Origin of the sequence: Marvinbryantia formatexigens DSM 14469 (assembly GCF_025148285.1) — a bacterium.
In the GTDB taxonomy this organism is placed as follows: domain Bacteria; phylum Bacillota; class Clostridia; order Lachnospirales; family Lachnospiraceae; genus Marvinbryantia; species Marvinbryantia formatexigens.
This window is the reverse complement of record NZ_CP102268.1, coordinates 2,258,353-2,285,040: the sequence shown is the minus strand read 5'-3', so window position 1 is coordinate 2,285,040 and position 26,688 is coordinate 2,258,353. Positions and strand designations below refer to the sequence as shown.

Annotated in this window: 23 protein-coding genes and 1 tRNA gene; 4 read left to right on the top strand and 20 right to left on the bottom strand. The window is 49.2% G+C overall.

Annotated elements, in window-relative coordinates; translation table 11 throughout:
* Positions 1-80: 80 nt before the first annotated feature.
* Positions 81-1,430 carry an ABC transporter substrate-binding protein gene (locus NQ534_RS10860; protein WP_040783244.1) on the bottom strand — a complete coding sequence of 450 codons (1,350 nt, stop codon included), beginning with the start codon at positions 1,428-1,430 and terminating at the stop codon, positions 81-83.
* A gap of 394 nt (positions 1,431-1,824) precedes the next feature.
* Here NQ534_RS10860 and NQ534_RS10855 point away from each other — a divergent pair, with 394 nt between their 5' ends.
* Positions 1,825-3,153: an MATE family efflux transporter gene (locus NQ534_RS10855; protein WP_040783248.1), complete on the top strand. Its 1,329-nt coding sequence runs from the start codon at positions 1,825-1,827 to the stop codon at positions 3,151-3,153.
* On the opposite strand, the gene NQ534_RS10850 is transcribed toward NQ534_RS10855, so the two are convergent.
* From NQ534_RS10850 to NQ534_RS10825, 6 genes are all read right to left on the bottom strand, one after another.
* Positions 3,134-5,563: a glycoside hydrolase family 3 protein gene (locus NQ534_RS10850; protein WP_006862000.1), complete on the bottom strand. Its 2,430-nt coding sequence runs from the start codon at positions 5,561-5,563 to the stop codon at positions 3,134-3,136. The two genes, NQ534_RS10855 and NQ534_RS10850, sit on opposite strands and share 20 nt — an antisense overlap.
* Positions 5,564-5,569: 6 nt before the next feature.
* Positions 5,570-7,177, bottom strand: a complete 1,608-nt coding sequence (locus NQ534_RS10845) for an Ig-like domain-containing protein (RefSeq protein ID WP_006862001.1) — start codon at positions 7,175-7,177, stop codon at positions 5,570-5,572.
* Positions 7,178-7,369: 192 nt separating this feature from the next.
* Entirely contained in the window at positions 7,370-7,792 is a 423-nt protein-coding gene (locus tag NQ534_RS10840; RefSeq protein WP_006862003.1) for a flavodoxin, read from the bottom strand.
* Between the two features lie 52 nt (positions 7,793-7,844).
* A complete protein-coding gene (locus NQ534_RS10835; RefSeq protein WP_081455599.1) occupies positions 7,845-8,396 on the bottom strand; it encodes a DUF3793 family protein in 552 nt (183 codons plus the stop codon).
* A gap of 22 nt (positions 8,397-8,418) precedes the next feature.
* A complete protein-coding gene (locus NQ534_RS10830; protein ID WP_040783254.1) occupies positions 8,419-8,706 on the bottom strand; it encodes a DUF2325 domain-containing protein in 288 nt (95 codons plus the stop codon).
* Between the two features lie 328 nt (positions 8,707-9,034).
* On the bottom strand, positions 9,035-9,901 hold the full coding sequence (locus tag NQ534_RS10825) for an AAA family ATPase (protein ID WP_040783256.1): 867 nt from the start codon (positions 9,899-9,901) through the stop codon (positions 9,035-9,037).
* A gap of 163 nt (positions 9,902-10,064) precedes the next feature.
* On the opposite strand from NQ534_RS10825, the gene NQ534_RS10820 reads away from it, so the two are divergent.
* On the top strand, positions 10,065-10,691 hold the full coding sequence (locus NQ534_RS10820) for a manganese efflux pump (RefSeq protein ID WP_040783258.1): 627 nt from the start codon (positions 10,065-10,067) through the stop codon (positions 10,689-10,691).
* Positions 10,692-10,715: 24 nt separating this feature from the next.
* Here NQ534_RS10820 and NQ534_RS10815 read toward each other — a convergent pair whose 3' ends face one another.
* Together NQ534_RS10815 and NQ534_RS10810 are read right to left on the bottom strand one after the other, a co-directional pair.
* Positions 10,716-12,089: an MFS transporter gene (locus NQ534_RS10815; protein ID WP_006862009.1), complete on the bottom strand. Its 1,374-nt coding sequence runs from the start codon at positions 12,087-12,089 to the stop codon at positions 10,716-10,718.
* A gap of 1 nt (position 12,090) precedes the next feature.
* The gene (locus NQ534_RS10810; protein WP_006862010.1) at positions 12,091-15,414 is read right to left on the bottom strand and encodes a glycoside hydrolase family 2 TIM barrel-domain containing protein; all 3,324 of its coding nucleotides are present in this window, start codon (positions 15,412-15,414) and stop codon (positions 12,091-12,093) included.
* A 242-nt stretch (positions 15,415-15,656) separates the two neighbouring features.
* Here NQ534_RS10810 and NQ534_RS10805 point away from each other — a divergent pair, with 242 nt between their 5' ends.
* Positions 15,657-16,532 (top strand): AraC family transcriptional regulator, encoded by an 876-nt coding sequence (locus tag NQ534_RS10805; protein ID WP_006862012.1) that lies wholly within the window; start codon positions 15,657-15,659, stop codon positions 16,530-16,532.
* A 125-nt stretch (positions 16,533-16,657) separates the two neighbouring features.
* Here the strand turns inward: NQ534_RS10805 and NQ534_RS10800 are convergent, their stop codons facing one another.
* The 8 genes from NQ534_RS10800 to NQ534_RS10765 form a co-directional block, all read right to left on the bottom strand.
* A complete protein-coding gene (locus NQ534_RS10800) occupies positions 16,658-17,467 on the bottom strand; it encodes a helix-turn-helix transcriptional regulator (protein WP_006862013.1) in 810 nt (269 codons plus the stop codon).
* Positions 17,468-17,931: 464 nt separating this feature from the next.
* Positions 17,932-19,083 carry a ComEC/Rec2 family competence protein gene (locus NQ534_RS10795; protein WP_074680055.1) on the bottom strand — a complete coding sequence of 384 codons (1,152 nt, stop codon included), beginning with the start codon at positions 19,081-19,083 and terminating at the stop codon, positions 17,932-17,934.
* 47 nt (positions 19,084-19,130) lie between these two features.
* Positions 19,131-20,399: a Fic family protein gene (locus NQ534_RS10790; protein ID WP_040783335.1), complete on the bottom strand. Its 1,269-nt coding sequence runs from the start codon at positions 20,397-20,399 to the stop codon at positions 19,131-19,133.
* A gap of 42 nt (positions 20,400-20,441) precedes the next feature.
* A complete protein-coding gene (locus NQ534_RS10785) occupies positions 20,442-21,314 on the bottom strand; it encodes an Ig-like domain-containing protein (RefSeq protein WP_040783261.1) in 873 nt (290 codons plus the stop codon).
* 129 nt (positions 21,315-21,443) lie between these two features.
* Positions 21,444-21,833: a YbaN family protein gene (locus tag NQ534_RS10780; RefSeq protein ID WP_006862018.1), complete on the bottom strand. Its 390-nt coding sequence runs from the start codon at positions 21,831-21,833 to the stop codon at positions 21,444-21,446.
* Between the two features lie 274 nt (positions 21,834-22,107).
* Positions 22,108-22,983: a DMT family transporter gene (locus NQ534_RS10775; RefSeq protein ID WP_006862019.1), complete on the bottom strand. Its 876-nt coding sequence runs from the start codon at positions 22,981-22,983 to the stop codon at positions 22,108-22,110.
* Complete coding sequence (locus NQ534_RS10770) at positions 22,973-23,812, bottom strand: AraC family ligand binding domain-containing protein (protein ID WP_006862020.1); 840 nt, start codon at positions 23,810-23,812, stop codon at positions 22,973-22,975. Before NQ534_RS10770 ends, NQ534_RS10775 begins: the two co-directional genes overlap by 11 nt.
* 70 nt (positions 23,813-23,882) lie before the next feature.
* Complete coding sequence (locus NQ534_RS10765) at positions 23,883-24,551, bottom strand: SGNH/GDSL hydrolase family protein (RefSeq protein WP_157200730.1); 669 nt, start codon at positions 24,549-24,551, stop codon at positions 23,883-23,885.
* A 213-nt stretch (positions 24,552-24,764) separates the two neighbouring features.
* Between NQ534_RS10765 and NQ534_RS10760 the strand changes: the two genes are divergently transcribed.
* Positions 24,765-25,310 (top strand): Uma2 family endonuclease, encoded by a 546-nt coding sequence (locus tag NQ534_RS10760; RefSeq protein WP_006862022.1) that lies wholly within the window; start codon positions 24,765-24,767, stop codon positions 25,308-25,310.
* Between the two features lie 149 nt (positions 25,311-25,459).
* Here the strand turns inward: NQ534_RS10760 and NQ534_RS10755 are convergent.
* The 3 genes from NQ534_RS10755 to NQ534_RS10745 form a co-directional block, all read right to left on the bottom strand.
* Positions 25,460-25,539: transfer RNA gene (locus NQ534_RS10755), tRNA-OTHER, on the bottom strand.
* A 175-nt stretch (positions 25,540-25,714) separates the two neighbouring features.
* Positions 25,715-25,912: a hypothetical protein gene (locus NQ534_RS10750; RefSeq protein WP_006862023.1), complete on the bottom strand. Its 198-nt coding sequence runs from the start codon at positions 25,910-25,912 to the stop codon at positions 25,715-25,717.
* Positions 25,896-26,360 carry a BrnT family toxin gene (locus NQ534_RS10745; RefSeq protein ID WP_006862024.1) on the bottom strand — a complete coding sequence of 155 codons (465 nt, stop codon included), beginning with the start codon at positions 26,358-26,360 and terminating at the stop codon, positions 25,896-25,898. Before NQ534_RS10745 ends, NQ534_RS10750 begins: the two co-directional genes overlap by 17 nt.
* Positions 26,361-26,688: the final 328 nt, after the last annotated feature.

The following is a 26,688-nucleotide window of genomic DNA, read 5'->3' as shown; positions in this document are numbered from 1 at the left end:
CCTTCCTGAATACGGAATCCCCTTATGCGGCGGGCAGCCGCCGTCTGCAGCAGCTGCCCGGTATATTACTGTTTTTGCAATTATTCAATGATTTCCACTTCGTACAGCTCCTGTGCCGCCGTCCATTTCTCATTCCAGTCCGCCATCAGCTCGTCCAGCGTACTGGAGCCATACAGCGCCGCTTCCAGAATCTCGCAGTCCGGATAGTCGTTGTTGTTGATGCCGACCTCGCTCTCGTTGTTGATATCATTAAACAGAGTTTCCTCTCCCTCATGCGCCGGATTATCCGCCAGCAGCTCAACGCCCTCGAAATCCGCCAGCGTATCCGGAAGCTCGCCGTCCTTACGCGCCGGAATGCTGCCCTCGTCCAGATAGATCGTCGATTCTTCGATGAGCCATTTCAGATAAACCATTGCCGCAATCTGATTATCGGTTTCCGCCTTATTGTTAATGCCGAAGGAATAGTTTCCGCCTGCACCCGCATAACGCTTTCCGTCAACGGTAATCGGGAACGGCATATACCTTACATCGTCCGGTGTCTCTCCGGCATCCTTGCACTGCTGAACCGCCCAGGAACCAAGCACCATCGTTGCAATTTCTCCTTTATTGATTGCGCCCTTGGAGGATTCCCAGTCAGATGACGCCGGGTCCTCTTCCACAAGCCCTCTCGCAACCGCCTCATACAGCGTGTAATAAACCGCATACGGTCCGGTCATGTCATCGCGCTTTGCGAACGGATCCTTCTGGTGCACAATGGTGTAATTCATAAAATCCGCATCTCCTGTCGCGGCTACGCCGATATACTGGTCCCATGCTCCCATCGTCCATCCCGCTGCAAAGTTTGTATACAGCGGGACCGCATCCGTGTTATCCTTTATAATCTGCAAATCCTCCAGAAATTCATCCGGCGTGGCAGGAAGCTCTGTAATGCCCGCCTCATCCCAGATGCGTTTGTTATAAACAACGCCACCTGCGGTACCGCCGTTCGCAATGCCGTATACTGTGCCCTCGTAGGATTTGTCCTGCACGAAATTGTAAACCGGGTCAAGGGTGTCAAAATCGCCGAGCGGTATGAAATAATCTGCCAGCTCGTTTCTGTTTACGCTGGTCGGAATGAAGCAGAGGTCGCCCCAGTCGCCGGTCATCAGCCGCAAAATCAGCGATTCCTCGTAGTCCGTGATTGCCTCGTATTCCACCGTGATATTCGGGTACAACTCCATAAACTGCTCCGCATATCCCTTATAGACAGTGTCTACAATATCGGTGCGGTTTGTCAGCACCTTAATCGACGCAGTAATGTCCGTGTAATCCTCCCCGACCGTAATCTGGTCGATCGTGGGAAGCGCGGCATCCTCCGCTCCTGCAGCCACTCCAAGCGACAGAACCATCGAAGCGGCAAATCCGAAACCAAGTAATTTCTTCATACTCATAACACTTACCTCCATTTATTTAATGTGTTTTTTAGTTAAATTTAATATACCATTTTAAGTTTATTTAATCAAGTATTTTTATGCTGTTTCCTTTAACTTTAGTATATTTAACTTAAATTACAGGTTATTTTCTCTTGAAAAGGCTGCTTTCTCATGTATTTTTAGTTATTTTTCACAACTTTTGTTTCCTTTTTCGTCCGTTTCCCACGTCGTTCTTTAATTAAATTTAATTAATTTATTTCGTTATTATTAATTAAAGCAGAGATTTGGAAAACACTTTTCTTTTTTTAAAGATAAGCGTATAATGCTAAAGGATTCTTTTTCCGCCCGCCCCTGCGCCCAGAGCGCGCGGCGGAGTAAAAGCAAAAGTAACATTTCAGAGGGAGTGAAACATATGACAAAAGATTTGACCATCGGAAATCCTTCCACCGTACTCTGGAAATTCTGCCTGCCGCTGTTCGGAGGTATTATTTTCCAGCAGCTTTACAATATCGCGGACAGCCTTGTGGCGGGTAAATTTATCGGAGAGAACGCACTTGCCTCGGTGGGCAACAGCTATGAAATTACATTGATTTTTATTGCGTTTGCTTTTGGATGCAACATCGGATGCTCCGTGATCGTCTCGCAATTATTCGGCGCAAAGAAATTTGAAGAAATGAAAAGCGCCGTGTATACGACGCTGATTTCCAGCGCAGTGCTGTGCGCTGCTCTGATGGCAATCGGTTTTCTGTTCTGCGAGGGGCTTTTAAATATCATAAAAACCCCGCAGGAGCTGATGGCAGATTCGCTTTTATATCTGCGCATCTATGTCGCGGGGCTTCCGTTTTTATTTTTTTATAATGTAGCGACCGGCATTTTCTCCGCACTCGGAGACTCCCGGACGCCGTTCTGGTTTCTGGCAGTATCCTCCACCGCCAACATCGCGGTGGACATCCTGTTCGTCACCGCCTTTGATATGGGCGTCGCCGGCGTCGCCTGGGCAACCTTTCTCTGCCAGGGCGTAAGCTGTATTCTGGCAATCGTCGTGGTGCCGAAAAAACTGCAGGCGATTCCCACACAGGGACGCATTCCCTTGTTTTCCCGCACGCTGCTCGGCAAAATTGCCGTTATCGCCATCCCCAGTATCCTGCAGCAGAGTTTTATCTCCGTGGGAAATATCATGATACAGAGCGTTATCAACAGCTTCGGCGCCAGCGTTATTGCCGGTTATTCCGCCTCCATCAAGCTGAACAATCTGGTGATTACGTCCTTCTCCACGCTCGGAAACGGCATTTCCAATTATACCGCGCAGAATCTCGGCGCCGGAAAGCCCGCCCGTATAAACGAAGGCTTTCACGCCAGTCTGAAACTGGTATGGCTGCTGTGCATTCCGTTTTTCCTGTTTTACTTCTTTGCGGGACGCTACGGACTGCTTTTGTTCATGGACCACAGCTCGGAAAATGCCCTTGCCTGCGGAATGACCTTCCTTAGAATCGTATCGCCGTTTTACTTCGTTGTCTCGGCAAAGCTGATGGCGGACGGCATCCTGCGCGGAGCCGGTCTCATGAAGCAGTTTATGATTACCACCTTCACAGACCTTGTACTCCGCGTCGTTCTTGCCTTTGTGTTCTCCGGTATTTTCGGCTCCACCGGCATCTGGATGGCGTGGCCGTTCGGCTGGAGTATCGCCACTGTGATGTCACTGGCATTTTACCGGAAAAACTTTAAACGTCAAGCTTCATAATCATTTCCAGAACGCGCTGCACGCAGGCTTCCAGATCCTTCCGCTCAAGGTCGCCGCGCTGCAGCGCCGCCATTGTCCGCTCCGGGAAGCCGCAGCCCATCTTCACATCGTTTCCGGCTTTGATTTCCTCATGCTGCTCCGCAAAATTCCACCAGTCGGTCGTCACCATTCCCTTAAAGCCCCACTCGCCGCGCAGAATGCCGGTCAGCAGTTCTTTGTTTGCGGAAGCGCGGTGTCCGTTGATGATATTGTACGAGGTCATAATCGTCCACGGGTCCGCCTCTTTCACGACTATCTCAAATCCCTTCAGGTAGATTTCCCGCAGCGCGCGCTCCGAAACGCGGGAGTCGCTGTCCTTGCGGTTCGTCTCCTTATTGTTGCAGGCAAAATGCTTCGCCGATGCCGCGATGCCCTGCGACTGGATGCCGCGCACCATCGCCGCTCCCATTTTTCCGGCAATCAGCGGATCCTCTGAATAATATTCAAAGTTTCTGCCGCAGAGCGGACTGCGATGGATATTCATCGCCGGTGTCAGCCAGATGCCGATATTGTTCTCCTTCGCCTCGCGCGCTCCCGCAGCGCCGACCTGCTCCACCAGCTCTTCATTCCAGGTGCAGGCAAGCAGCGTTGCGCACGGAAAAGCCGTCGTGCAGACACCGCACTCCCGGTTGATGCGCACGCCCGCCGGACCGTCCTCCGTCATCACGTTCGGCACACCGTATTTCGGAAGGTTTCCCATTCCATAAGTGTTTGCCACGCCGGTGTTCGGCTGTCCGCACAGCAGACGCACCAGTTCCTCATCCGTAAGCTGCGCCATAAATTCCGCCGCCGTCGCGCGTTTCTCATACACATCCTCCAGCGAAATCACCGGTTCCTTCTTCGGACCGCCCCAGAGCAGCTCCGGCTCCTGCGCCACGCTTCCCGGCGCAAACGCACCCAGCGCCTCCGCATCGTAGGATAAATCCGGCTGAAGCTCCGGATGTACCTCCAGGGTTTCCATGCTGCCGTCCGCCAGCATACGCTTATGCAGCAGAACCGGCGCGCACTTGCTTCCGGTCTTCTCCAGCACAATATCTGCCGCGCACACATACTGATACGGAATCTCTACAGCGCTGCGCACAGAATTTCCAAGATGGAAGCAATACGTGCCCGCTTCCAGCACCCAGGCGTTTTTCTCCACTTTTCCGCTGTCGTCGTAGGAAGCCAGCGCATCCTTTTTCACTGTCAGTCGCACAAGCTGCATCTCGCCCGGCTGCAGAAGCCTGGTCTTTGCAAACGCCTTCAGCTCTCTTTCCGGTTTTCCAAGCCTGCCCTGCGGCGCTCTCACATAAAGCTGCACCACCTCTTTGCCTGCCCGCGCTCCGGTATTCGTCACAACGGCGTCAACAGTAATCTGTGTCTCCGATTCGTCCGCCTTCTGAAAAGCAATCTCAAAATCCGTATAAGAAAGTCCGAAACCAAACGGGTACACGACCGCCGACTGCGCCAGCGTCTCAAAATAGCGGTAGCCCACATAAATATCTTCCGTGTATTCCACATAGCTCTCCGACTCGTGGAAGTTGGCTGACGACGGGTAATCCGTCAGCTTTGCGGCAAATGTATCCGCAAGCTTTCCGGACGGGTTTACATCGCCGCAGAGGATATCCGCCGCAGCCATGCCTCCCTCCATACCGCCCTGCCATGCCAGCAGCGCGCCCTGGATACGCTCGCTGTTTTTTATCCACACGGTATCTACCATACCGCCCACATTCAGAACGGCAACTACGTGCGCAAAATGCTCCTGCACCGTCTCAATCATCCGCTCCTCCGCGGCGGAAAGATAGAAATCGCCGCGCTCAAACACCTGCAGGCAGCGGCGCAGTATCTCGTCGCAATCCTCCGGCACATTATCCATGCCATTATCCTTCTGCCCGTTTTCATCCATAATCGTGCGGTCCCAGCCCTCTCCGGAGAAACGGCATATCGTCACGATCGCAGTGTCTGTAAAGTTTGCGGCGCGCGCCAGCAGCTCCTGCGGTATTTCCGGCTCCTCCGTCATACCCGGCTGGACTCCCTGTCCGTACTGCCGCTGTACATTTTCTTCATAAAACGCGCCAAGCTCTGCGAGCAGCTTTACCTTTCCCTCCTGCTCCTTCGCGCGCAGCCCGTCCAGCAGACTTGTGGTGTATTCCACAGTCACATCGCCGCTGCCGCCTCCGCCTTTTACGTAATCTGCACACGCTTTGCCGAAAACAGCCACCTTTTTGCCAAAAGAGAACGGCAGAACGCCGTCCTCATTTTTCAGCAGAACCATACCTTCCGCTGCAGCTTTTTCCGACAATGCAATGTGCGCTTTCTGTCCCGTCACCCGGCGCCCGTCTTCTCCGAGCGGGAGGCACGGCTGATAGAAAAATCTCGCCCATTTTCTCATCTTACTTTATACCACCTTTATTTTTATTTGTATTTTGCGGTTCGTCCCGTCCGTCGTCACCGCGGTGATGACAGCCGTTCCTTTGGAAACCGCTTTTATCTTTCCGGTCTGCGAAACCTGCAGCACTCCCGTATCGCTTGAACTCCACTGCAGTGTTTTTACCGTAGCATTGGAGGGTGAAACCGACACGGACAGCTTCTGCGTCTGTCCTTTCTTTATTTTCATACCGGACTTCGCATTGCTGAATGCAAGCTTCTTGACCGGAACGATTGACGTAACCGTGCAGACCGCCGTCTGCCCTTTTTTCGTGGTAACAGTGATGCGCGCTCTTCCGGCTGACTTTGCGGTAAGCTGTCCCCTGGCGTTTACCGAAACGACCTTCGGATTGCTGGAGGAAAATGTCAGGCTGCCCGCATTCATATTGGCGGTCAGAAGCTTTGTCTTTCCGACGTACATCGTCATCTTCCGGGCATCCAGCGTAAGCTGACCGTCCGCTGTGCCGCCGCCCGTCACCGTAATTACGCAGGATGCCGTGGCATTATTGCTCAGTCTTGCCGTGATGGTCGTCGTACCCGCCATGTATGCAGTCACTTTTCCGGAGCTGTCCACCGACGCCACCTTCGTATTACCCGATTTCCAGGAAACTACACGGGTGGTCTTTTTCCCGGAAACGATTTTATAGGAAAGCTGTGTTTTGGAGCCGCTCTTCATCGAAACCTGCGGCGTAGAAAACGTCAGCTCTGCGTTGTCCTTCGTACTGCCGCGCACGGTGACATCCGCTGCCAGCGCCTGCAGCTTCTTTCCTGTCTGGATGCTCTGCGCGTGCGACATCCCGTCGAACGACGGATAATACGCTGTCCCCTCCGGGCTTTTGCCAAACAGCGTCGCGTAAATCACGCACGCGGAGAGATAGCTTCCGGCTGTGCTGGCATGGTTTTTATCGGAGCTGTACAGCTCCACATCCGGCAGCAGCGTATTGGCACGCAAAAACGCGATACCGCTCGGCGCCAGCGCCGCATTGTATTTTTCCGCAAGCCCATAGAAGAGGTCCGCCTTCTTCGACATATAATCCGTCGGCGAAGACACCCAGCCTCTCTTGTAATCAACATGCCCAGCCTTTGGCGCCCAGCTCATGTAAAATACCATCTGTGCGCCCGCTTTTTTTATCAGCGGCTGCAATGCCTGCACCGCCTTCTTTGTCTGCGTGGTTTTTCTGGTTCCGCTGTAACGATTATCCTGCAGGATTACATAATCCCACTTTTCGCTCTTCAGAAGCGTTTTCAGCTTTTTACTCAGCTTCACCTGCTGCGCGTCGCTCTTATCCGGATACGCATAGTTGTAAAGAGAGTATCCGCCGTGCGTGATTGTCGTAATCTGCGGGGAAATCCCGTTTTTATTGCAAAGCTTTTTTACCATAGCCGGAACATTGTTCACAAACGTATGACTGTTTCCGACAAACAGAATCTTCGGATTTTTCTTTACCGCTTTTGCCTGCGTATTCGGCAGCGCGCCGAAGAAATCCCAGGAGGAAGCCTGCGCAGAGGCTGCCCCGGCAGTCACCAGAAGCAACAACAGCAGCAGCGGCAAAAATGCCTTTCTTATTTTTCGTTTCATTTATAAACCCCTCATTTCATATATCCCGACACCATTACTGTTGTGCGCGGCAGGCACAGCGGCCTGCGCGAACAGAAAATATCTCTCCTTTACTATATTACAAATAGAAAAATAATGCAAACAGAAAAGGGGGATTTCCGTCCCCCTTTCGTAAAATTTAAGAAATAAATTTTTCCGTTAGAAATGCCTTTCCTAGGCAAGCGCTTTTCCGAGCGCCTCGCAGGCTGCCTGCGCATCGTCATCCGGAGCATCCGCACAGATTACGCTCTCGCACGCCAGATTTGCTCCCGCCTCTTTGCAGGTTTCCTCCCAGTTTCTCATCCATTCGCCGTCTCCCCAGCCATAAGAGCCAAACAGCGCAATCTTTTTGCCGCTGAGGTGGGATTTGCACTCTTCAAAGAACGGCTCAAATTCTGTTTCCTCCAGAACCTCGTCACCCATTGCCGGGCAGCCGAATGCCACTGCATCATAATCGCCCAGCTTATCCGCTGAGAACTGGTCGCAGGAGAATACCTCTGCCTCCGCGCCCGCTGCCTTTGCGCCCTCACCTACTTTATTTGCCATCATTTCTGTGTTACCGGTACCACTCCAGTAAACCACTGCTACTTTGCTCATTGTTTAAGCTCCTCCTTTATAATACTTTGTAATAAAGATATATAGATCATTGTCAGGCAGCCACTGTCAGCTGTCTCACACTTCTCCCATCTTTCCACAGGCGCACGTAAATCTCACGGCATTTTTTATATTTTGCAAAGGTTCTGATTGCCTCGCATTCGTTGCAGTACACCTTCCAGCAGCCGCTGCATTTACTGCTTTTGCCCGCGTTTTTGATAAATCCGATTACATCCCCCAGCGGATAGCCCAGAAAAACACCTATTTCGTGCGGAAATTCCCCGCTTTCCGCCAGTCTCTGTTTTAACCGCTGCAGTGCATACGCCGGTTCGACGCTGCGGTATCCATACTTCCGCAGAAAATAAGCAACTCCGGGCTGACTTAAATCGCGCTTCAGATATGAAGTGCGGCAGACATAAATCAGCGCCGCGCGTTCTTTTCTGCGCAGGACAATCAGCTCAATCCCTTTGTCCGCGAGCTGGTTGTTCCACCGGAAGATGTCCTGTGAAAGCTCCTGCTCAGAAGTGTACGCATAGGTAAACAAATTTGCCGTTTTCAGCGACGCCAGAGTAGGCGAGCAATGTTCTATCAAATATTTTTCCAGCATCCCATCCAATCCCTTCTCCTGTTTATCTTGCTCCGAAGTGCTCGGACAATATACCATGCAGCGCTGTCGCACTGCTGGTATGCGTGCGCGCAATCGGGATATTGTTGCGCTTTGCCTCCTGCGACGCACTGATTACCATTTTATGAGAAACTGTGTTGGTGAATAAAATCAATAAATCCGGACAGCCCAGTTTTTTCTTAATTGAGCCGTTTTCCTTGGTAAAAATCTTTGCTTTGCAGCCATAATGCTTACAAATATCCGAATACTGACATTCCATTCTCTCGTTTCCGCCAATGATTACTACGCTCATTTTGTCTCCTTTCTCCGGAAAATATGTATGAATACCGATAAAAATAAGTTAGTTTTTCCTAACCTAACGTGTTCAAAAAATGCAGCCAGTCAGACTGCACTTTTTACTTTTTAAGTTAGCTTATGCTAACTGTATATAATCTATCATACTTTCCTGCGGGCGTCAAGACCTATTTTAAAAAACTGCCTTTTTTATTACAACACTTCCTGGTGCAAAATTTCTTCTCATCTTTCTATTGACAAAAATCTCTGTTTCCAGTAGAATCCTTAGTAAAGAGATGGGTTTTCACCGTACAGTTTCTACTTAGGCGGGCTGCTCGTTTCTTTTTTTATACCATAGTCTGAAATTCCTGCTCATGGCGTTTGAAAAATTCGTAATAGGACCGGATGTTCGGCAGCTCTGTCCACCGCTTTACATCCACCGGATTTTCATCAAGGTCATAAATCTTTGCACCGCGCATGGAAAGGAGGAACGGCGAGTGCGTGGATATGATAAACTGGCATCCGAAAAACCGCGCTGAATCCTCCAGAAATTTCAGAAGCTCCTGCTGACGGTCCGGGGAGAGACTGTTCTCCGGCTCATCCAGAAGATACAGCGCGTTTTCTTTTATCTTTTCGGAAAAATACAGAAACGCGCTTTCCCCGTTTGAGTGCTCGCGCACATTGTCCATCAGATTTTTCCGCACATACCGGGACTGCGTTTTGCTCCGCGCCAGATTCACCTTTTTCAGTTGCTCATAATCATCCAGGGATTTCATCTGAAAATGTGAATATTTTGCATCCAGATACTCCTGAAACAACTCCTCGCGCCTGCAATCAATTCCCTCGTTAATGCTTCTTAAATTGAGCATAAAATCAAACACATCGTCGCTGGTGATAATCCTGCTTTCCTCCGGAACCGGAATACAGGTTTCAAAATCACACATTCTTATGTAATCTTCAAAAAAAGACGAACGGTTATACAACGTGTCCCGCTGAAGCCGCAGCTTCTCCGCAATGATGTTCAGCGCTGTTGATTTTCCGCAGCCATTTCCACCATATAAAATCGTAACCGGCTCGAAATCCAGCCTTCTAAGACCATGCTTCGACAAAATCCGGAACGGATAAACCGTATCGTAACAAGTCCGCTTCAAATTAAAGATAAACGTATCCTCCCGGTCAATGTCTGTAAATAAAAATTGCGATAAATATAACATCCGCGCCTCCCCAGGGTCTTTCACCCATTTATGAGCATGCTCATGCAAGCTCAAGTCTCCTGTCTCTGGCTCATTATATACAGTATGGACTGGTTCCGTCAATCTTTGTCTATGTCAAAATCCCGCCGTCCGCGTATACTGGTGAAAAAGGTTATCTATCCCTATGCTGCTTCATATTTTTATGCTGGTATCCGCGCTCTGTCTGGATACATTCGCTGCCTTTGCCGCCTACGGCGCCGGAAATATAGATGTCTCCCACGGTAAAATCCTCACAGTAAACGCCATCTGCAGTCTTTGCCTCGGCTTTTCCCTGCTGTTCGGCGCCTCGCTGGACAGTCTGATTCCGGAGACGTTCACAAAAACAATCTGTTGCTTCAGTCTGATGCTTCTCGGCATTTTTAAGCTTGCCGGTTCCTCCATCCGCGGCTGGCTGCGCCGTCACAGACCGCTGCACAAAAATATTGGTTTCTGCCTTTCGCATCTGCATTTCGTAATTGATATATACAGTGACCCGCTGACGGCGGATTCGGACCGCAATCACCAGCTTTCCTGGAGAGAAATCATCTTTTTCTCCCTTGCCATGTCAGCGGACAGCCTGATTGCCGGGACAATGGCTGCCTTTCTGAAAATCCCGGTAATGCTCACCGTGTCCGCCGCTTTTTTAACAGGCGAAGCGTTCAGCTATCTCGGTCTTTTCATGGGACATAAAATCAGCAGCCATTTCCCAAAGGACTTGTCCTGGGCGGGCGGTATCCTTTTTCTGCTTCTGGCAATCCTGAAAACGTTCTGATTTGACGTTCCCGGTCCGCGGCGTTTACTTCTGCACGGTATGCTCCTCCAGACGATTTCTCAGCCCGGCGTTTGCTTTTTCCACATTCATCTTCGACATCAGAAACGTAATAATAAGAGAAATTGCTACCGGAATCCACAAATACATTATGTGAAGCATATTCATGCAGGAGGCGGACTGCACCGCCGCAGTCCCGTCAAAGCCGCTGAATTCCAGGAGCCAGCCGGTGATTGCAATTCCCAGACCGCCGCCGAGCTTTATCCCCAGGGACGTGCAGGAATACATGGTTCCATCCACACGTTTCTGCTTTGTGAGGTAAGTATACTCCGAGCAGTTAGCTATCACGGCGTTCATGTCGCCCTGCCACGGTCCCATCCCGAAAGCAGCGATTCCGGTAAACACCAGCATCAGCGGGACGCTGCCCAGATACGCCGCCACAACGACCAGCGCCCTGCCCAGCGTACCAATCACATAACCGCAGAGGTTCAGCCGGTATATCCCCTTCCACTTTTCCACCAGCGCCGGCGTAATAATAAGTGCAATAATCAGCGGAATATTAATCGCCCAGGAAAACAGCGGATACAGGTTTTCATTCAACAGCACATAAGTCATATAGTAAATTCCCATATTAAGCATCGCCGTATAAATCTGCTGGAGAATATAGGTCACACAGATTATAAGATAAAATTTGTTGGAAACAAGGAGCTTTGCCGCCGTCAGCAGACTGTACTTTTCATCCGTCTCCCCGTGGTCTTCATTTAATTCCTCCTCCGGCAGCTCCTTCACGGATAACACGGAAATCGTATTTACAACCAGACCGATAATTGCATAAATAACCGCCGCTGTTCTCCATCCGGCTGCGCCGCCGCCCAGCATTGCCACAAACTTTATGGTAACTGACTGAATCAGCAGGCTGGTGGAGAAAGCAAAAATAAAGCGGTACGACCCCATTTCCACACGCTCGCGGCTGTTTTTTGTCACCAGCGCCGTCAAAGCAGAATATGCGATATTATTTGCTGTGTAAAACACCGCGTTCAGCAGTGTGTAAGCGATAAAAAACCATGCGTACTGCGCGGTTTTCCCCATATTCACCGGGATGGCAAAGATTGCCGCCAGCGTCACCGCGCATCCGATATAGCCGTACAGCATCCACGGACGCGCTTTCCCCATTCTGCTCTTTGTCTTATCTATCATCGAGCCGAAAAATACATCCGTCACGCCGTCAAACAGCTTTGACACGGCAATCAGCGTGCCGACAATACCGGCGTTCAGTCCCACAGTATTTGTGAGATATATCATCACAAACGACGACAGAAACGCATACACTACATTGCCTGCAATATCTCCGGAGCCATAGCCCACCTTGTTGTACCACTTTAAATATTTTTTCTCTTCCATTTTACTTTTCCTTTCTGCTGTATGGAACCAATTTTATTGTAAATACAAACTCCCTGCGCTCAAAACGATACTTTTCCGGCAACCCCGGTCCGCAGCTCTCCGAGCCGATGCCGCACTGCGCGTAATCCAGACAGAGAACCATATCCCCGCAGGGTACAAGCTCAAAATTGTGCTTTTTCTCTGTCAGCTCCTCCTGCGTATAATGTGAGACATTAAACGAAAATTCCTTTTCGCCAAACGCCGCAAGCCCCCATTTTTCTCCCTCAGTAACAACATAGGAACAGTCATAATGGCTGCCGTTTTCCTGCGGCCGGATATAATCCTCATGCATTTCCTCCACGCGCATTGCATATAATCCATGAGTGGATGCCCGGTGCTTGTCGCAATAGCTCTCCGCCGGTCCCATTCCGTAATATCTCACATTGTCAAAGCTGTTATCAAGGAACAGGCGCAGTCCGAACCGCGGAAGCATCGGAAATTCTCTCTGCCGGTGCACTGTCATCATCAGCCGGATTTCCCCGTTTTCATACACTGTCCAGACCGTATAGATTACCAGAATTTTCTGTACGGCGTCCGCAGCAAGAGACATTCTGCAGAAAATCCGCACGCCGCCGTCCACCCGTTTCACGCTGGCATCATAAGCTCTGACTGCGGTCCTGTCGTACCCTGCGCGGTACCACTCCGCTTTCCGGTACATATCATTATCCGTCGGCGCACGCCAGATGTTTACCTCCATCGGTCTTTTCAGGTATTGTTTTCCGCCGTATTCCAGTTCTGAAAACAACCCGGTGCGCTTATCCAGACGATAGCAGAACGCGCCGCCCCGTATTACAATTTCCGCATCCTGCTCCGTCACCGCCAGTGCCGGTTCCTGTTCTCCCAGGTTCGCCATTGCACGCTCCGCCAGTTGTCCGCCGGAATGCGCCATTGCCTGTCCTGTCGGCTTTCCATCCGAATACACCGTCGTGCGTGCCGCCCGCTGCCCTCCCAGGTGCTCCATTGCGCGCTCCGCCAGTTGATTGCGCGCGTCCGCGTTTCTGACGGGAAGCTCCTCAAAGCCAAGGCAGTGCCCGGCCGGAACCAGCGGAGCCGCTTTTCGCGAATAATAGAAAAGCCGCAAAAACACCTTTCCCTTCGCAGGTATCTGAACCGGTAACGTGACTTTTGCCGTCTTTCCCGGTTCCGCCGCCAGCGGCGCAAGCTCCCCGCACTCCGTAATAAAGCCGTCACAGCTCACCTCATATGTTATCCGGACATCCTCCAGATTCGTAAAGTCCAGATAATTGCGCAGAATCAGCTCCCGCTTTGCCTCATCATCCCACGCCGCCCGCACCGGACGGTACACATTTTTGTATTCCAGAAGACCGGTGTGCGCTCTGCGGTCCGGGTACACCAGCCCATCTACGCAGAAATTGCCATCGTGGATTTTTTCCCCGTGGTCTCCGCCGTAATAATAGATGGTTTTTCCGTTTCCGGCCCTCCCGTGCGCCACCGCGTGGTCGCACCATTCCCAGACAAAGCCGCCGCACATCAGCTCCTGCCCGTGAAACATCTGAAAATACTCCTCCAGATCTCCCGGACCATTTCCCATCGCATGACTGTATTCAATTAAAATCAGCGGCTTGTCCGGTTCATTTTCCAGATATTCCGTAATTTCCTCCGGCGCCGGATACATCCTGCTGAACAAATCCAGCCTGGAAAAATCGTATTTCCGGCGGTTGCCGTGATAGCGCGCACTCTCAAAATGTGTCAGCCGCGTATCGTCAAACTCCTTCGTCCACTTCAGCGCCCGCTCAATGGTACAGCCATATGCGCACTCGTTTCCCATCGACCAGATTACGATACACGGACGGTTCTTTTCCCGCTCCACGCAGCGGCGCACACGGTCCAGCGTCGGCTCTGTAAAATCGGGATTATCAGAAATCGCTTCATTCCACCGCCGGCTCTTATTTTCAAAATCATTGTTCTCATAATAAATTTCGCTGGGGCCGTGACTTTCGTTATCCGCCTCATCAACCACATAAAATCCATACTGGTCGCAGAGCTGATAAAAATACGGCGCATTCGGATAATGACTGGAACGGATAGCATTAAAGTTGTGCTGTTTCATAAGCAACATATCACGTTTTATTTCTTCAATAGAAACTGTCGCGCCTGTCTCCGGACTGAAATCATGCCGGTTGACGCCATGAAACACAATCGGTCTGCCGTTAAAATATACCCGCTTATCTTTTATGCAGATTTCACGGATGCCGACACGCTCCGTAATCACCTCTCCCTCCGTCTGAAAAATCAGCGTATACAGATATGGATGCTCCGCGCTCCAGAGCACCGGATGCTTCACTTCCATGCAGATGTGCGCCGTGTTGCCATGTCCGCCATCCGCCGGGCTCTGTTCCAGAATGTCGTGTCCGCCATCCGCCAGGCTCTGTTCCGGAATGTCGTGTCCGCCATCCGTCAGGATCTGTTCCGGAATGCCATGCCCGCCATCCGTCAGGATCTGTTCCGGAATGCCATGTCCGCCATCCGCCCACACACCAATCTGCTGCATTCCGATTTGGTTGCCATCCGCGTCAAGCAAAGTGACCCGCGTCGGGACGATACTCTTTTTATATGTGATATCCGCCGTAATCTGCGCGCTTCCCTCCATTGGCTTCGCTTTGATAAAGTAATCGAAAATACCGTTTTCCGGGCGCTTTAGGAGGTATACGTCCCGGAATATCCCGCTCATCCGGAATTTGTCCTGGTCCTCCAGATAGCTTCCATCGCACCACTTCAGCACAAGCACCGCCAGACGGTTCGTCCCCTCCGCAAGCAGACCCGTCACATCAAACTCACTGGTGGAATGGGAAACCTGGCTGTACCCCACATATTGTCCGTTCAGCCATACATAAAAGCAGGAATCCACGCCCTCAAAATTGAGCGCGGCTTCCGGCGCGTCTGCACATCTGTGATACACAAAATCACATATATATGCGCCGCACGGATTATTTTGTGGAACATAAGGCGGGTCAAACGGAAACGGATAGCGGATGTTTGTATATTGATGTGTGTCATATCCGGCGTTCTGCCATACGCCGGGTACCGGAATTTCGTCAAAAGAGCTCAAATCCGTTTTCATTTCATAAAACGGCTCCTTCAGCTCATAAATACTGCTGTAATAGCGAAATTTCCAGCTTCCGCAAAGCGACTGGAAACGGTCCGATGCCTCCCGGTGCTCCACGAGATTGTGCATCACGCCGGAAGCCGGAATATAATAACTCCGTTCCGGAAGCGTATTCTCATGCAGCACATGAAGATTTTCATAGTGTCGTGGTACAATCATTTTTTCTTTTTCTCTCCTTTTTCATTTATAACGTTCACGCCAACAAAAAGCCCTGCTGTTTATGGTGCCGGAATATGACTGATATGCAAATAAATTGCAGCAGGGGCGCTCTGTCCAGGCTGTCCACATTATAGCTTTCCCCGCCCGGAAAGCCCATAAACTGCATTAGACAAAACATGCACGAAATGATATACTTTTACATATAACATGACATTACACGTATCGGAAGGAAGTGACGACGCATGTATATGGATTCTGCATACTGGCACAACAGTCTGGTTGACTTTAAGGATAAAAAGCATCCTCTTTTTGTCGGAAGCTGCGGCACCTACCATCTGTTTACCAGACCGCGGCTGCCGACGCACCGTCCGCGCGGAAGGCTCGACTATCAGATTTTATATATCGCCTCCGGTAAGGCGCACTTTTATTTTCATGGTGTGGAAGAGGTTATCCCCGCCGGGAACATGGTTCTTTACCGTCCCAAAGAAGAACAGCGGTATTATTATTACGGAAAAGATAAGACGGAGGTGTACTGGGTTCATTTTACCGGCAGCAACGTGAAGAATATCCTGCGCCAGCACGGCATTGAGGATTCCGTTCATGTCATTCACACCGGAACTTCCCTGGAATATAAGAATCTGTTTCTCGCCATGATTCAGGAAATGAAGCTGTGCAGAGAGGATTACGAAGAGCTTCTTGTGCATTACTTATATGAGCTTCTCATTATGCTGCATCGTCTGATTCTCCGTAAGCCCAAAGGACAGAGCCTGCAGCTTGGCAATGAAATGAATGCGGCTGTCCAGTATTTTCATGCAAATTACAACAAAAAAATCAGCATTGAGGAATACGCCGCCTCGCAGCATATGAGCGTGAGCTGGTTCATACGGAATTTTAAAGAATATACCGGCATTACACCCGCGCAGTATATCCTGTCGCTTCGTATCTCCAACGCCCGGACGCTTCTGGAAACAACCTCCTGCAATATCTCGGAGGTGTCGGACATCATCGGCTATGAAAATCCGCTCTACTTCAGCCGGATTTTTAAGAAGCAGTGCGGAATGTCCCCCTCCGAATTCCGGAAGCGGCTGCAGGAGAATGCCGTGTCCCCCGTTCCGTGAAGAGGACTGGCTGCATATTCTTTTGCGCGGATACGAAAAATATGGCCGCCCTGTTCTGCTGATTTTTAAAAATCAGCCGTCCCGCATCCGTCCGCAGCCAGTATTGTGCGCATGTCCATCTCTTCTTACGGCAGATATCTGCTCCGGCACATGCTGCGGTACTGGCGCGGCGTCATCCGGTATTTTTCCCGGAACGCACGGTTGAAGGTCCGCTGGCTCTCAAATCCGGCATCCATACAGATATCCGTAATGCTCCGGTCCGAGCATTCGAGCAGCGTGCTTACGTATTCCAACCGCTGCTCATTGACATATTTATTAAAATTTCTGTGAAACGTGCCGGAAAACACACGGGAAAGAGCATATTTGCTCACGCCCAGCTCCCGCGCCATCGTCTCCAGCGACAACTCATTGCGAAAGTTGCGTGCCACATAAGATACCGTCTGATAAATGATATCTCCGCTGGCAACCCTGCTTTTTTCTATCATATGAAAGCAGGGCATACTCCTCGCCATAATAATCTGCATATACGCCTGCGCAACCGCCGGTTCCGGCTCTCCCGCCTCCGCCAGTGCAAGCAGCGCGTGCAATGCATGAACGATTTCCGGATGCACCCGCTCCTTTTTTATTACCGGATTTTCCGGACAATATTTCTGCATCACGCCGCAGAACTGACCGCAGAGCGCTGGCGCCGCTATCAGATAATATGCCCGGTTGTTTCCGGGCTGCATCACCTGGTAATGATGAATCACTTCCGGGAACGCAATCGCAAAATCGCCCTTTTCCATATGGTAAAGCTCCTGCCCCATTCCAAATTCCAGCCCGCCTCCGGTAACATATATAAACTCCGCCGCGCTGTGCAGATGCGGCGGAACATGACGGGATGCCCTGTGAAGCATATAAAGACCGGTCGTCTGCTTTTCATAAGAAGGAATCATTTTTTCATCTCCCCACTGCAATTTTTGACTATATTTCGTTTCTATCTGGCGCGTAATTTCTTCACATATGTTTTATGATATCTCTGTAAGCGAGAGAAAGGAGGTATTCACATGAAGAAGCTTATGCACTATATGAAATATGTGATGAATTTTTATGTACACTATTTTCAGTATCCGTATCACATATAATTACGGATGCAAAATACAATGCCAGGATTTCTGAGTGTCCGCGCCCGCCGTCTGACCCGGCAGGTTCCGCACCCGGAAATCCTGGCATTATTATATTATGATATTTAAAATACCGTCCATACACCATATCATTGTGAATATGGACAAAATATTACACGCTTACTGTTCTCTCCGTTCGCCGCAACCCTCGCAAATGCGGAACTTGAAGCCGCACCGCAGCCGTTATAGTTTGCAATGTTCCGGTACGGGCATGGTTCTGCACCGCACTGCAGCTGTTATGGATTGCAGTTCTGGCACGGCTCATAGCCCTGTGCAATCAGACTTTCGCGGCTCTCATCCGTATATTTCCTGTTTGATTCTTTCATTTTGTTCACACTGTCGCAGTAAGCATAATGAAACTTCTTCGTATTCAGATTGCAGACATATACTGCGTCTGTATTTTCTGAGGCTCCCTGCCCGGTTCCGCCCTGTCCGTCTGCGTCCTCCGGCATCAGATAGCCGTCCTCACTCTGTCCAGCCGCTCCCGAATTATCCCGCTCGCCCGCGGTATCTCCTGCGGAGAAATCGTCGCACGGCTCCTGGTCAAACCACAGCCCGGTACCGTCTGAGTACGCTGTCACCGTTCCCTGCCTGTCCGTGCGGTACAGGGAAACGCCCTCATTGTCCAGCCGCTGCATCGTCTCTGCTGCCGGATGTCCGTAGGAATTATCAGCGGAACAGCTAATCAGCGCATAAACCGGTCTTACTGCGCTCAGAAAATAGAAGCCGCTGGAATCCGCGCTCCCATGATGATTAACCACATACACATCCGATTCCAGCTCCACTCCGGAATCCATGATATCCGCTTCCTCCTGCGCCTGCGCATCCCCGCAGACAAGATAGCTTGTGATACCGTAAGTGATGCGCACTGCCACAGAGCAGTCATTTTCCAGATTGTTCTCATAAGATGCCGGACCGACTACCGTGATGACCGCCCCGCCAAGTGCATAAGTGTCTCCCTGCCGTGGATAAATAATCTCCGCGCCGGAAGCCTCCGCCGCTTCCAGATACGACGCATAGATATCGGTATCCGCATGATAGTCCGGCGCCAGTATTGTGTTGCACCCAAAAACATGCAGCGCGCCGACAATTCCGCTGATATGGTCCTCATCATAATGAGATACCACAATATAATCCAGTTTTTCCACACCCTGCTGCTGCAGATAGCTCACCACATAGGAAGACGACGACCGTCCGCCGCCGTCAATCAGCATATAATGTCCGTCCGCCTCCACCAGCACGCTTGCCCCCTGCCCTACGTCCAGCATATGAAATGCAAACGGCGCCGTATCCTCCGCGCCCCTCACCGGTGCTGCTGCCAGCAGAACAAGGGCAATTATCAAAAGCAGATTTTTTAATTTGTGACATACACCTCTCATATTGTTCATAAAGTATCCTTCCCTTCCGTGCTGTCCGCAACAGATGAATCTGCCAATCAGTCTCCATTTTTCCGGAATCTGTACTTTCCTTTTCCATGACCGGATACCGGCTCGATAATTCCGGTCCGGACCAGTCTGGACAAAAGTCTGGAGGCACTTGAATTTTGAAGTCCCAGAATTCCGGTAATTGCGCTTCTGCCAAATATCTCATCATAGCCAAACTGCTCAAATATCGCCTGGATATGCGCAGAAGTCTTAGCGGAAAAATTCCCTGTCTCTCCCGCCAGCAGACATTCGGCATCTTTTTGTTTATTCCAGACATCCGTTTCCTCTTCCGTAATATCTGCTTCTTCCTCTCGGCAGTCACTTTCCTGTTCCTGAATGTCTACTTTTCTTTTCCGAATGTCTGCTTTTTCTTCTTGAATGTCTACTTTTTCCTCTCCAATATCTGCTTTTTCTTCTTGAATGTCTACTTTTTCTTCTCCAATATCTACTTTTCCCATTCCTATAATTCCACTTACATGAAGTTCCCGGTTATGCAGCTCATTCTTTTCATGCAGGAGCAGATTTCTCAAAAACAATTCAAGGTACTCTGTCGTTTCATGAATACCTTTCTGCAGATTGGTATAATTGGCACGTACAAGAGCGTTTCTGAAATACCAGGCATTCTCCGCAAAGATATCATTTGTCACAGAAAATCCGAGCGTTCTCAGATATTTAATAAAAAATACCGCTGTCGTTCTTGTATTCCCCTCTTCGAAAATATGAATCTGCCACAGATTTGCAACAAATACTGCAAGGTGGTGAATCGTCTCATCTATCGTCAGCCCTTTATAACTAAAGCTCTTTTCCTGGGAAAAATCATATTCAAGAGTAGCTTTCAGCTCCGACGCGCTTCCATAAATAACAGTTTCTCCATTTAAAACCCATTCTCTTTTTGTAATGTTATAGTCTCTTATCTTTCCGGCATGTTCATATATCCCCCGAAACAATTTGCGATGAATGGAGATATATTCGTTAGGCGAAAATGAAAACGCCATTTCTGACAATATTCCAGCTATCCGTGCAGATACCCGGTCAGCCTCTTCTGTCCGTTCATCATCTGAATGTGCCGGTTTTTCTTCATAATAAGTATCAATAAGTCTCTGTGCTTCTTTCAGCGTGATTTCGCCCTCAATATTCTGAATCGCGGTATCTATCAGATATCTGGATGGTCTGAGCCCGTCTACAGCCTGCAAGCCAATCGCTGTACTCCAGACGTATCCTTTACCGGCTTTATCCGGTTCAGTCTCTTTCAGATATTCCTTAAAAAAATCTTTTTCCACTTCTTCGCCTCTTTTCATCATATTACCGGCGTACTTCCCGCTTTATCCCAGCTTCTTTTTTCTGTTTGCCGCAGTATTGTTTACAAAGCTGTACTTTTTCTGTCCTTTAAAATACTTCTTCGCCGCGGAGAGATAGGTGCTCTTCGATACCTTTTTGTTTTTTTCGCCCGAAGTTCCGTAATAGTAAACCTTTTTGGAGGAACCCGGACGATCGCTTCCCTCCCAGATATATTTGTAAGAGCTGAGTGTACTTCCCGACAGGCGGAAAAGCTGGCTTCCCTGACCGCCCACACCGTTCGTCCACCACCAGGTATACACTGCTTTATACTTCTGGTTATAATAAAGATAATTTTCGCCCCGGACATAATAGCGTCCGCAGTAAACTATCTTTCCCGATTTTACCGTATAAATATATCTTGTGCTGAAAAATCCCGAAGTCTCCGCGTTGTTTACAATCAGCTCCGGCACGCCGTTCTGGTCGATATCAAGCAGCGCAAAAGACCTCGCTTTATCTGTCCCTTTTCCATTTTTATCGCTGTATGACACCGTTCCCTTCGTCAGAAGCGACTTGTAAAGCGTCTTATAATTCCCCTTAACCGTCACCTTGCAGGTGAGCTTTTTCTTCCCAACCTTAGCGGTAATTACCGCCGTTCCTTCTTTTTTCGCCTTAACGGTTCCATTCGATACTGTCGCCACCTTTGTATTTCCAGAGCTCCATGTGACCTTTGCCTTTGTTCCCTTCACACTCAGGGAATACTTCTGTCCAACCGCCAGTGTCGCCTTCGACGCAGACAGCTTTACGGAAGCCGCTTCCACACGTACAGCAAAGGTGTCTGCCGGCAATACCGCCGGCAAAATCATCGCCAGCGCAAATACCATACACAGACACCCTATCCATCTTTTCACATATTTCATAACTTATACCCTCTTTCCCGTTTTTTTCTATTTTAAGATATTTCCGGAAAAATCACAAGGTATTATGTTACTTTGTTTGAAAAACCATCCGGTTACTGCTCACTCCGTTCCAGTAACCGCGCCAGCCTGCTACTGGCATTCTCCCTCTGCCGGTTCCGGAATAGTTTTTACCGCCACTGCAAAATATACAATATGGAACACCCACACGCAGGCAAGCACAACTCTTCCCACCGGAACCCGGCTCATCATAAGAAATCCAATCAGCATCAGCACCGTAACGGTACTGATAATCCGGATTTTTGTTTTCCGTGTCATTCCTTTTCCTGCCACATAACTCTCCAGATTGTCCCGGTACAGCTTCGTTCCGATAAACCAGTTATGCAGGCGCTCAGAGCTTCGGGCGAAGCAATACGCCGCAAGCAGAAGAAACGGAAATGTCGGAATAAGCGGCAGAACAGCTCCCACCGCACCAAGCGCCACTCCGACGCAGCCCAGAATAATATACAACATTTTTTTCATTTTCTTTCCTCCCGGATGCACTGATTTTAGCCGGCTTTTTAACTGGCACTGATAAAAGCCCCGTGTCGGTGCTAATAAAATCCCACGCTATTAGTCGCCGCTAACTTCATTACTATAACCTGTGCACCGCTCCCCTGTCAAGTGCTTTCCGGTCGGTTAATCCTTTTTTCGCAGCCATTTTCACAACCATTGTTGCTGTTTTCTCTGTTCACAGTAGCCAGCCATTCAGATACGCCGCCCCGTTATCGTTTCCCTTCTGGCAGAAACAGTCCCGTTACCGTTTTCCTTCTGACAGAAACAGTCCCGCCAGCGTTAATACTGTCCCGGCGCCTGCCAGCACCGTTATCTGCTCATGCAGAACAAATGCCGAGGTCACAACCGTAATAACAGGTACCATATAAATATAAACGCTTGTCTTTACCGCGCCCAGCACCTTCACCGCAAAATTCCAGGTGACAAAGCACAGAGCGGAAGCCCCAAGCCCCAGATACAACATATTAAACAGATAAACCGGCTGCGCAAGCCTGCCAGGCTCCAGCTTAAAATCAGACAACAGCAGCGCCGGCAGCATAAACAGAATGCCATAACAAAAGACCCGTCTGGTGGTGAGGATGGTATGATAGCCATAGCCGCTGATTTTCTTTGTCAGCACCGAATAGCACGCCCAGACAAAGGCAGCCAGAAGCGCAAGCAAATCGCCCGCCGGATTCAGCTCCAGTCTGGAGCCGTTGAAGCCAATCAGAAATATTCCAGCCATTGCCACCGCAAACCCGGCAAAGAAATTTGCCCGCAGCTTTTCTTCTTTCATAACAATATGTGACAAAAGCGCTGTAAAAAACGGCGCCACAGAAATAATCACGCCTACATTGGACGCCAGCGTGTAAGTCAGCGCAATGTTTTCCAGCAGATAATAAAGGCAGATTCCGCACAGCCCCGCCGCGGCAAAGGTAAGCTCCTGCCCGCGGGTAGTTCCCCTCAGACGGTGCGGATAAACGACCAGCAGCGCAAGCAGTCCGATTATAAAACGATAAAACAGAATCTCCACCGGCTGGAAATCCGCAAGCAGAATTTTTGTGGAAATGAAGGTGGTTCCCCAGATGATAATGGTAAGCAGCGCAGCTAAATGTCCCGCCGTGTTCTTATTTTTCATACAATGCTTCCTCGAATTTCATGTGAAAGATTTCCCGGTAAACGCCGGGAGCCAGTCCGATAAAACGGCTGAAATAATTTGTGAAATGGCTCTGGTCTGAAAAGCCGGTTTTCAGCGCCGCATCAATGGGCAGCACGCCCTGCTCCAGCAGCTTTTTCGCTTTACCGATGCGTATATTTTCCAGATAGCGATACGGCGTAACGCCTTTAGATACAGTAAATGCCCGCAGCAATGCAGATTTGCTTAAACCGGCGCACCGGCATATCTGATCCAGACAGATGCGCTCCGCATAATGCTGTTCCATAAAAGCGCAGGCTTTTTCGATTTCCTCCGGACATTCCGGAATACAGCTCTCAAAGGGCTGCCCGTACTTCTGGATAAGCAGTGACATCAGAAGAAGCAGATTTTCTTCTTTCCCAAACTCGCCGGAGCCCTCCATTACCAGCTCGTGCAGCGGACGCAGATAGCAGACCGCTTCCTCATCCTGGATCACATTTTCAGAAAATCCCGGCAACATGTGTCTTCCCGTAATTTCCTCCGCCAGCTCCAGCATAATTTCTTTTGTGATATTAAAACCCCGGTAATCGAACGCACCGTCGTCACTCTGGACGCAGGCGTGATTATCTCCCGGATTAAACAGAACAATATTTCCCGGTCTTATAACGTACTCCCGGTTTTTGCAGGAAAGGACGCGCTGCCCCTTCTCAACGAATCCTATCACATAATATTCATGAAAATGATTGGGGAAGGGCTGCACGATTCCTTCAAAATGATAGGCTTCTACGCGCAGCGCATCGTCATAGACAACGGTTCTCGTTTCTTTCTTCATTTACATTTCCTCCTGTGCCCGATGTCATATATTGTATCATCCGGGACTTCAGTGGTCTTGTAAAATATCTTCAAATGAATGCGAGCAGTTGTTTTTCTATTTCCGGTCCCCACCAGTCCCGGTATCCCGCTTTTGTCGGATGGACATCGTCCGCCATATAGAGCCTGCGCTCCCCGTCGGTGATGTTGTTAAAATCAGCATTGTCCCACAAATCCAGAATCCCGATATCCCATTTATCCCGAAGCTCCCGGAGTCTGCCGACCATCGCATCATACTGCGCACTGTCATAACGGCTTTCCGTAAAAAAGACTACCGGACAGCCCCATGTCTGCTTTGCATAACAGATGATGTATTCCACTGCCCCGGTAACTGTGGACGTATCGAAATCCTTCAGCTCCCTGCCTTCACTGATTTCCCCCAGCGGCTTCCCGGCAGTGGCATCATTTGTGGATAACTGACAGATAAAAAGTGAAAAATGCTTCCGTGAATCAATCTTATGTTGCATTCTCTGAATGTAAGAATCGGAGCCGTCATCCACCAGAGTGGTTCCGCTCACTGCCTCTTTCGTGAGCTTCGCCGACAGTCTGGCAGCCAGGTATTCCCCGACCGCCTCCTGCCCGGACGCCTCCCCGTATACTACAGACGACCCCAGAATGCAGATATCCTGTCCTGCCAGCGGACTGTTTTCCAGCGGTTTAATGTGAACAAATCCGTACTCTTTTCCATTTCCTTTTAACATGCTTTTCCCTCCCCGAATCATGATTTCTGCTGTATTATCTTTGTTTTAGCACAATTCCGGAAGCGTGTAAATAACCCACTGTCTGTTGCTTTTTCTTCTTTCCCATGTTATAGTCTGGTTAAGCAAACGTTTATATCTGTGTTACCGCCGGACTGTCTGCACGAATATCTGCTGCAAAACAGCCTATACTTTTATTAGAAAGAACGTGACATTATGCCATTATCAGAAGAAAAATATTATACATCCGAAGACTATTGGAATCTCCCGGAAGGACAGCGCGCCGAACTCATCGACGGAAAGCTTTATAATATGGCTCTGCCAGACAGAATGCATCAGGAGCTTGTTTTCCAGCTCAGCCGTATCATCGGAAATTTTATTGAATCCAATCACGGAGAATGTAAAATTTATCCGGCTCCATTTGCTGTAAACCTTAATGCTGATAACCAAAAATGGCTGGAACCTGATATCAGCATTATCTGTGACAGGAAAAAACTTTCTGACCGCGGATGTGAGGGCGCTCCCGATTTCATTATTGAAGTGGTGTCGCCTGGAAGCCGCAAAACAGATTATTCTACCAAAAACGCTCTTTACTCCGATGCCGGTGTACGCGAATACTGGATTGTTGACCCCAAAAAGTCCTGTACCACTGTCTACCGTTATGAGGAAGATGCCGCACCAACTATTATCCCATTTGAGCAGTCAATCCAGGTCGGAATATACAAAAATCTGAGGATAACGATTTCGGAATTAATAAAATAGTCTCTGCGCCCGAACGCCTGCCTTCTCTCCTGCTGACACTTCGGTACTATTTTCTGTGTTTTTGACTACCTACAGGAGCTGCCACTGGCTGCTTCCTTCGAATGCACGGCAATAAAAAATGGATACCTCTGGTACCCATTTTTTTATAGTCGATGCGACAGGATTTGAACCTGCGGTCTCCGCTTCGCTCCGGTCCGTGCGAAACGCGCGCCACTGGCGCGCCGCACCCTCTGCGTCCCGAACAATAGTTTACCTTAAATCCAAAATGGATTCTTTGATATTCTAATCGTCTGAAATACTTTTAAATTCAAGGTTTTTAGCATGCTTGATCGAGAATCGCGTTATTGACGGAGTTTAAAAAATTATTAAAGTGTTAGAACGGCAAACCATAGCAGCAATCTTTACTATGCCGGATTAGCCGTTTTTGTTTTACGCGGAGGATTAACACGCCTAAATTTTATTGCTCTCTCCGGAGTGGTTTCCGGGCAATCTATATCAAAGGTTATCGGCATGTTCCTTGCCCTTTCCAAAGCCTCTCTGTCTTCCTGCGTAAATGCCAATTCTTTTTTCTGTTCTGGTGACAAATCATTCACATTTACCATAATAAAGCCCCCTCTCAAAGCTCGTTGCAAACCTTGCTGAAATTAATCTTGTTACATCTCTTTTAGAACCATCTTTCTCCATCCGTATCCTTTCAGTATATACAACGAATAAAATATCATTCACTGCTCCTATAAACTGATTGACATTTCCAATCGTCATATTCCCGCAGCCCGATGATATATGTCCCGCCGATATATCGCCTATGGTATTATAACGTTCTTCTTCCATGCTATTATCTTCATCATAAAATTCTATACGGTCATAATCAAAAAATACACGCGCCGCCTGTTTAAATGATATCCCATGCTTTTTAATATTCTTCTCATTCTTTTCCTCATCATATTCAAAAAGCATGTCTCCCAATGCAAAAGATATCGTTTTATTCATCTTAAGCAACCATTGCCTTTCATTCTCAACATATTTCTTTTTATATTTATATATTAACATAAAACATTTCCTTTATCAACATTTCAGCATCTCATTTTCTCATATCTCCAAATATATTCCCACCGAGTTTGCCACTTGAGCTTATAGAAAAATCAAAAATAACGGCAAGGATTATCTCCGCCTTGTACATGCCATCAGAAAACCTAACAAAAACGGAGACATGGTATCTGCGAAACATGTCCTCCTTAATATCGGACCTCTTGACCGACTTGACGATGGTCTCCCTGATTACCTGGGACGGCTAAAAAATCCTTTAAGACCGGGGTTCCTCTTATCCCTGCCCTGGAACCTTTCTGCTCTTCCTCAAAACCTGCACAAAACTATCGCT

Bases quoted from the DNA above. Each gene is read 5' to 3' on its own strand.
- NQ534_RS10780 (WP_006862018.1), bottom strand. From the start codon at position 21,833: ATGAAAAAAATGTTGTATATTATTCTGGGCTGCGTCGGAGTGGCGCTT.
- NQ534_RS10840 (WP_006862003.1), bottom strand. From the start codon at position 7,792: ATGAGCAAAGTAGCAGTGGTTTACTGGAGTGGTACCGGTAACACAGAA.
- NQ534_RS10775 (WP_006862019.1), bottom strand. From the start codon at position 22,983: ATGAAAAATAAGAACACGGCGGGACATTTAGCTGCGCTGCTTACCATT.
- NQ534_RS10855 (WP_040783248.1), top strand. From the start codon at position 1,825: ATGACAAAAGATTTGACCATCGGAAATCCTTCCACCGTACTCTGGAAA.
- NQ534_RS10770 (WP_006862020.1), bottom strand. From the start codon at position 23,812: ATGAAGAAAGAAACGAGAACCGTTGTCTATGACGATGCGCTGCGCGTA.
- NQ534_RS10800 (WP_006862013.1), bottom strand. From the start codon at position 17,467: ATGATTCCTTCTTATGAAAAGCAGACGACCGGTCTTTATATGCTTCAC.
- NQ534_RS10860 (WP_040783244.1), bottom strand. From the start codon at position 1,430: ATGAGTATGAAGAAATTACTTGGTTTCGGATTTGCCGCTTCGATGGTT.
- NQ534_RS10805 (WP_006862012.1), top strand. From the start codon at position 15,657: ATGTATATGGATTCTGCATACTGGCACAACAGTCTGGTTGACTTTAAG.
- NQ534_RS10795 (WP_074680055.1), bottom strand. From the start codon at position 19,083: ATGAACAATATGAGAGGTGTATGTCACAAATTAAAAAATCTGCTTTTG.
- NQ534_RS10830 (WP_040783254.1), bottom strand. From the start codon at position 8,706: ATGAGCGTAGTAATCATTGGCGGAAACGAGAGAATGGAATGTCAGTAT.
- NQ534_RS10820 (WP_040783258.1), top strand. From the start codon at position 10,065: ATGCTGCTTCATATTTTTATGCTGGTATCCGCGCTCTGTCTGGATACA.
- NQ534_RS10835 (WP_081455599.1), bottom strand. From the start codon at position 8,396: ATGCTGGAAAAATATTTGATAGAACATTGCTCGCCTACTCTGGCGTCG.
- NQ534_RS10785 (WP_040783261.1), bottom strand. From the start codon at position 21,314: ATGAAATATGTGAAAAGATGGATAGGGTGTCTGTGTATGGTATTTGCG.
- NQ534_RS10750 (WP_006862023.1), bottom strand. From the start codon at position 25,912: ATGGTAAATGTGAATGATTTGTCACCAGAACAGAAAAAAGAATTGGCA.
- NQ534_RS10845 (WP_006862001.1), bottom strand. From the start codon at position 7,177: ATGAAACGAAAAATAAGAAAGGCATTTTTGCCGCTGCTGCTGTTGTTG.
- NQ534_RS10810 (WP_006862010.1), bottom strand. From the start codon at position 15,414: ATGATTGTACCACGACACTATGAAAATCTTCATGTGCTGCATGAGAAT.
- NQ534_RS10825 (WP_040783256.1), bottom strand. From the start codon at position 9,901: ATGTTATATTTATCGCAATTTTTATTTACAGACATTGACCGGGAGGAT.
- NQ534_RS10815 (WP_006862009.1), bottom strand. From the start codon at position 12,089: ATGGAAGAGAAAAAATATTTAAAGTGGTACAACAAGGTGGGCTATGGC.
- NQ534_RS10765 (WP_157200730.1), bottom strand. From the start codon at position 24,551: ATGTTAAAAGGAAATGGAAAAGAGTACGGATTTGTTCACATTAAACCG.
- NQ534_RS10760 (WP_006862022.1), top strand. From the start codon at position 24,765: ATGCCATTATCAGAAGAAAAATATTATACATCCGAAGACTATTGGAAT.
- NQ534_RS10850 (WP_006862000.1), bottom strand. From the start codon at position 5,563: ATGAGAAAATGGGCGAGATTTTTCTATCAGCCGTGCCTCCCGCTCGGA.
- NQ534_RS10745 (WP_006862024.1), bottom strand. From the start codon at position 26,360: ATGTTAATATATAAATATAAAAAGAAATATGTTGAGAATGAAAGGCAA.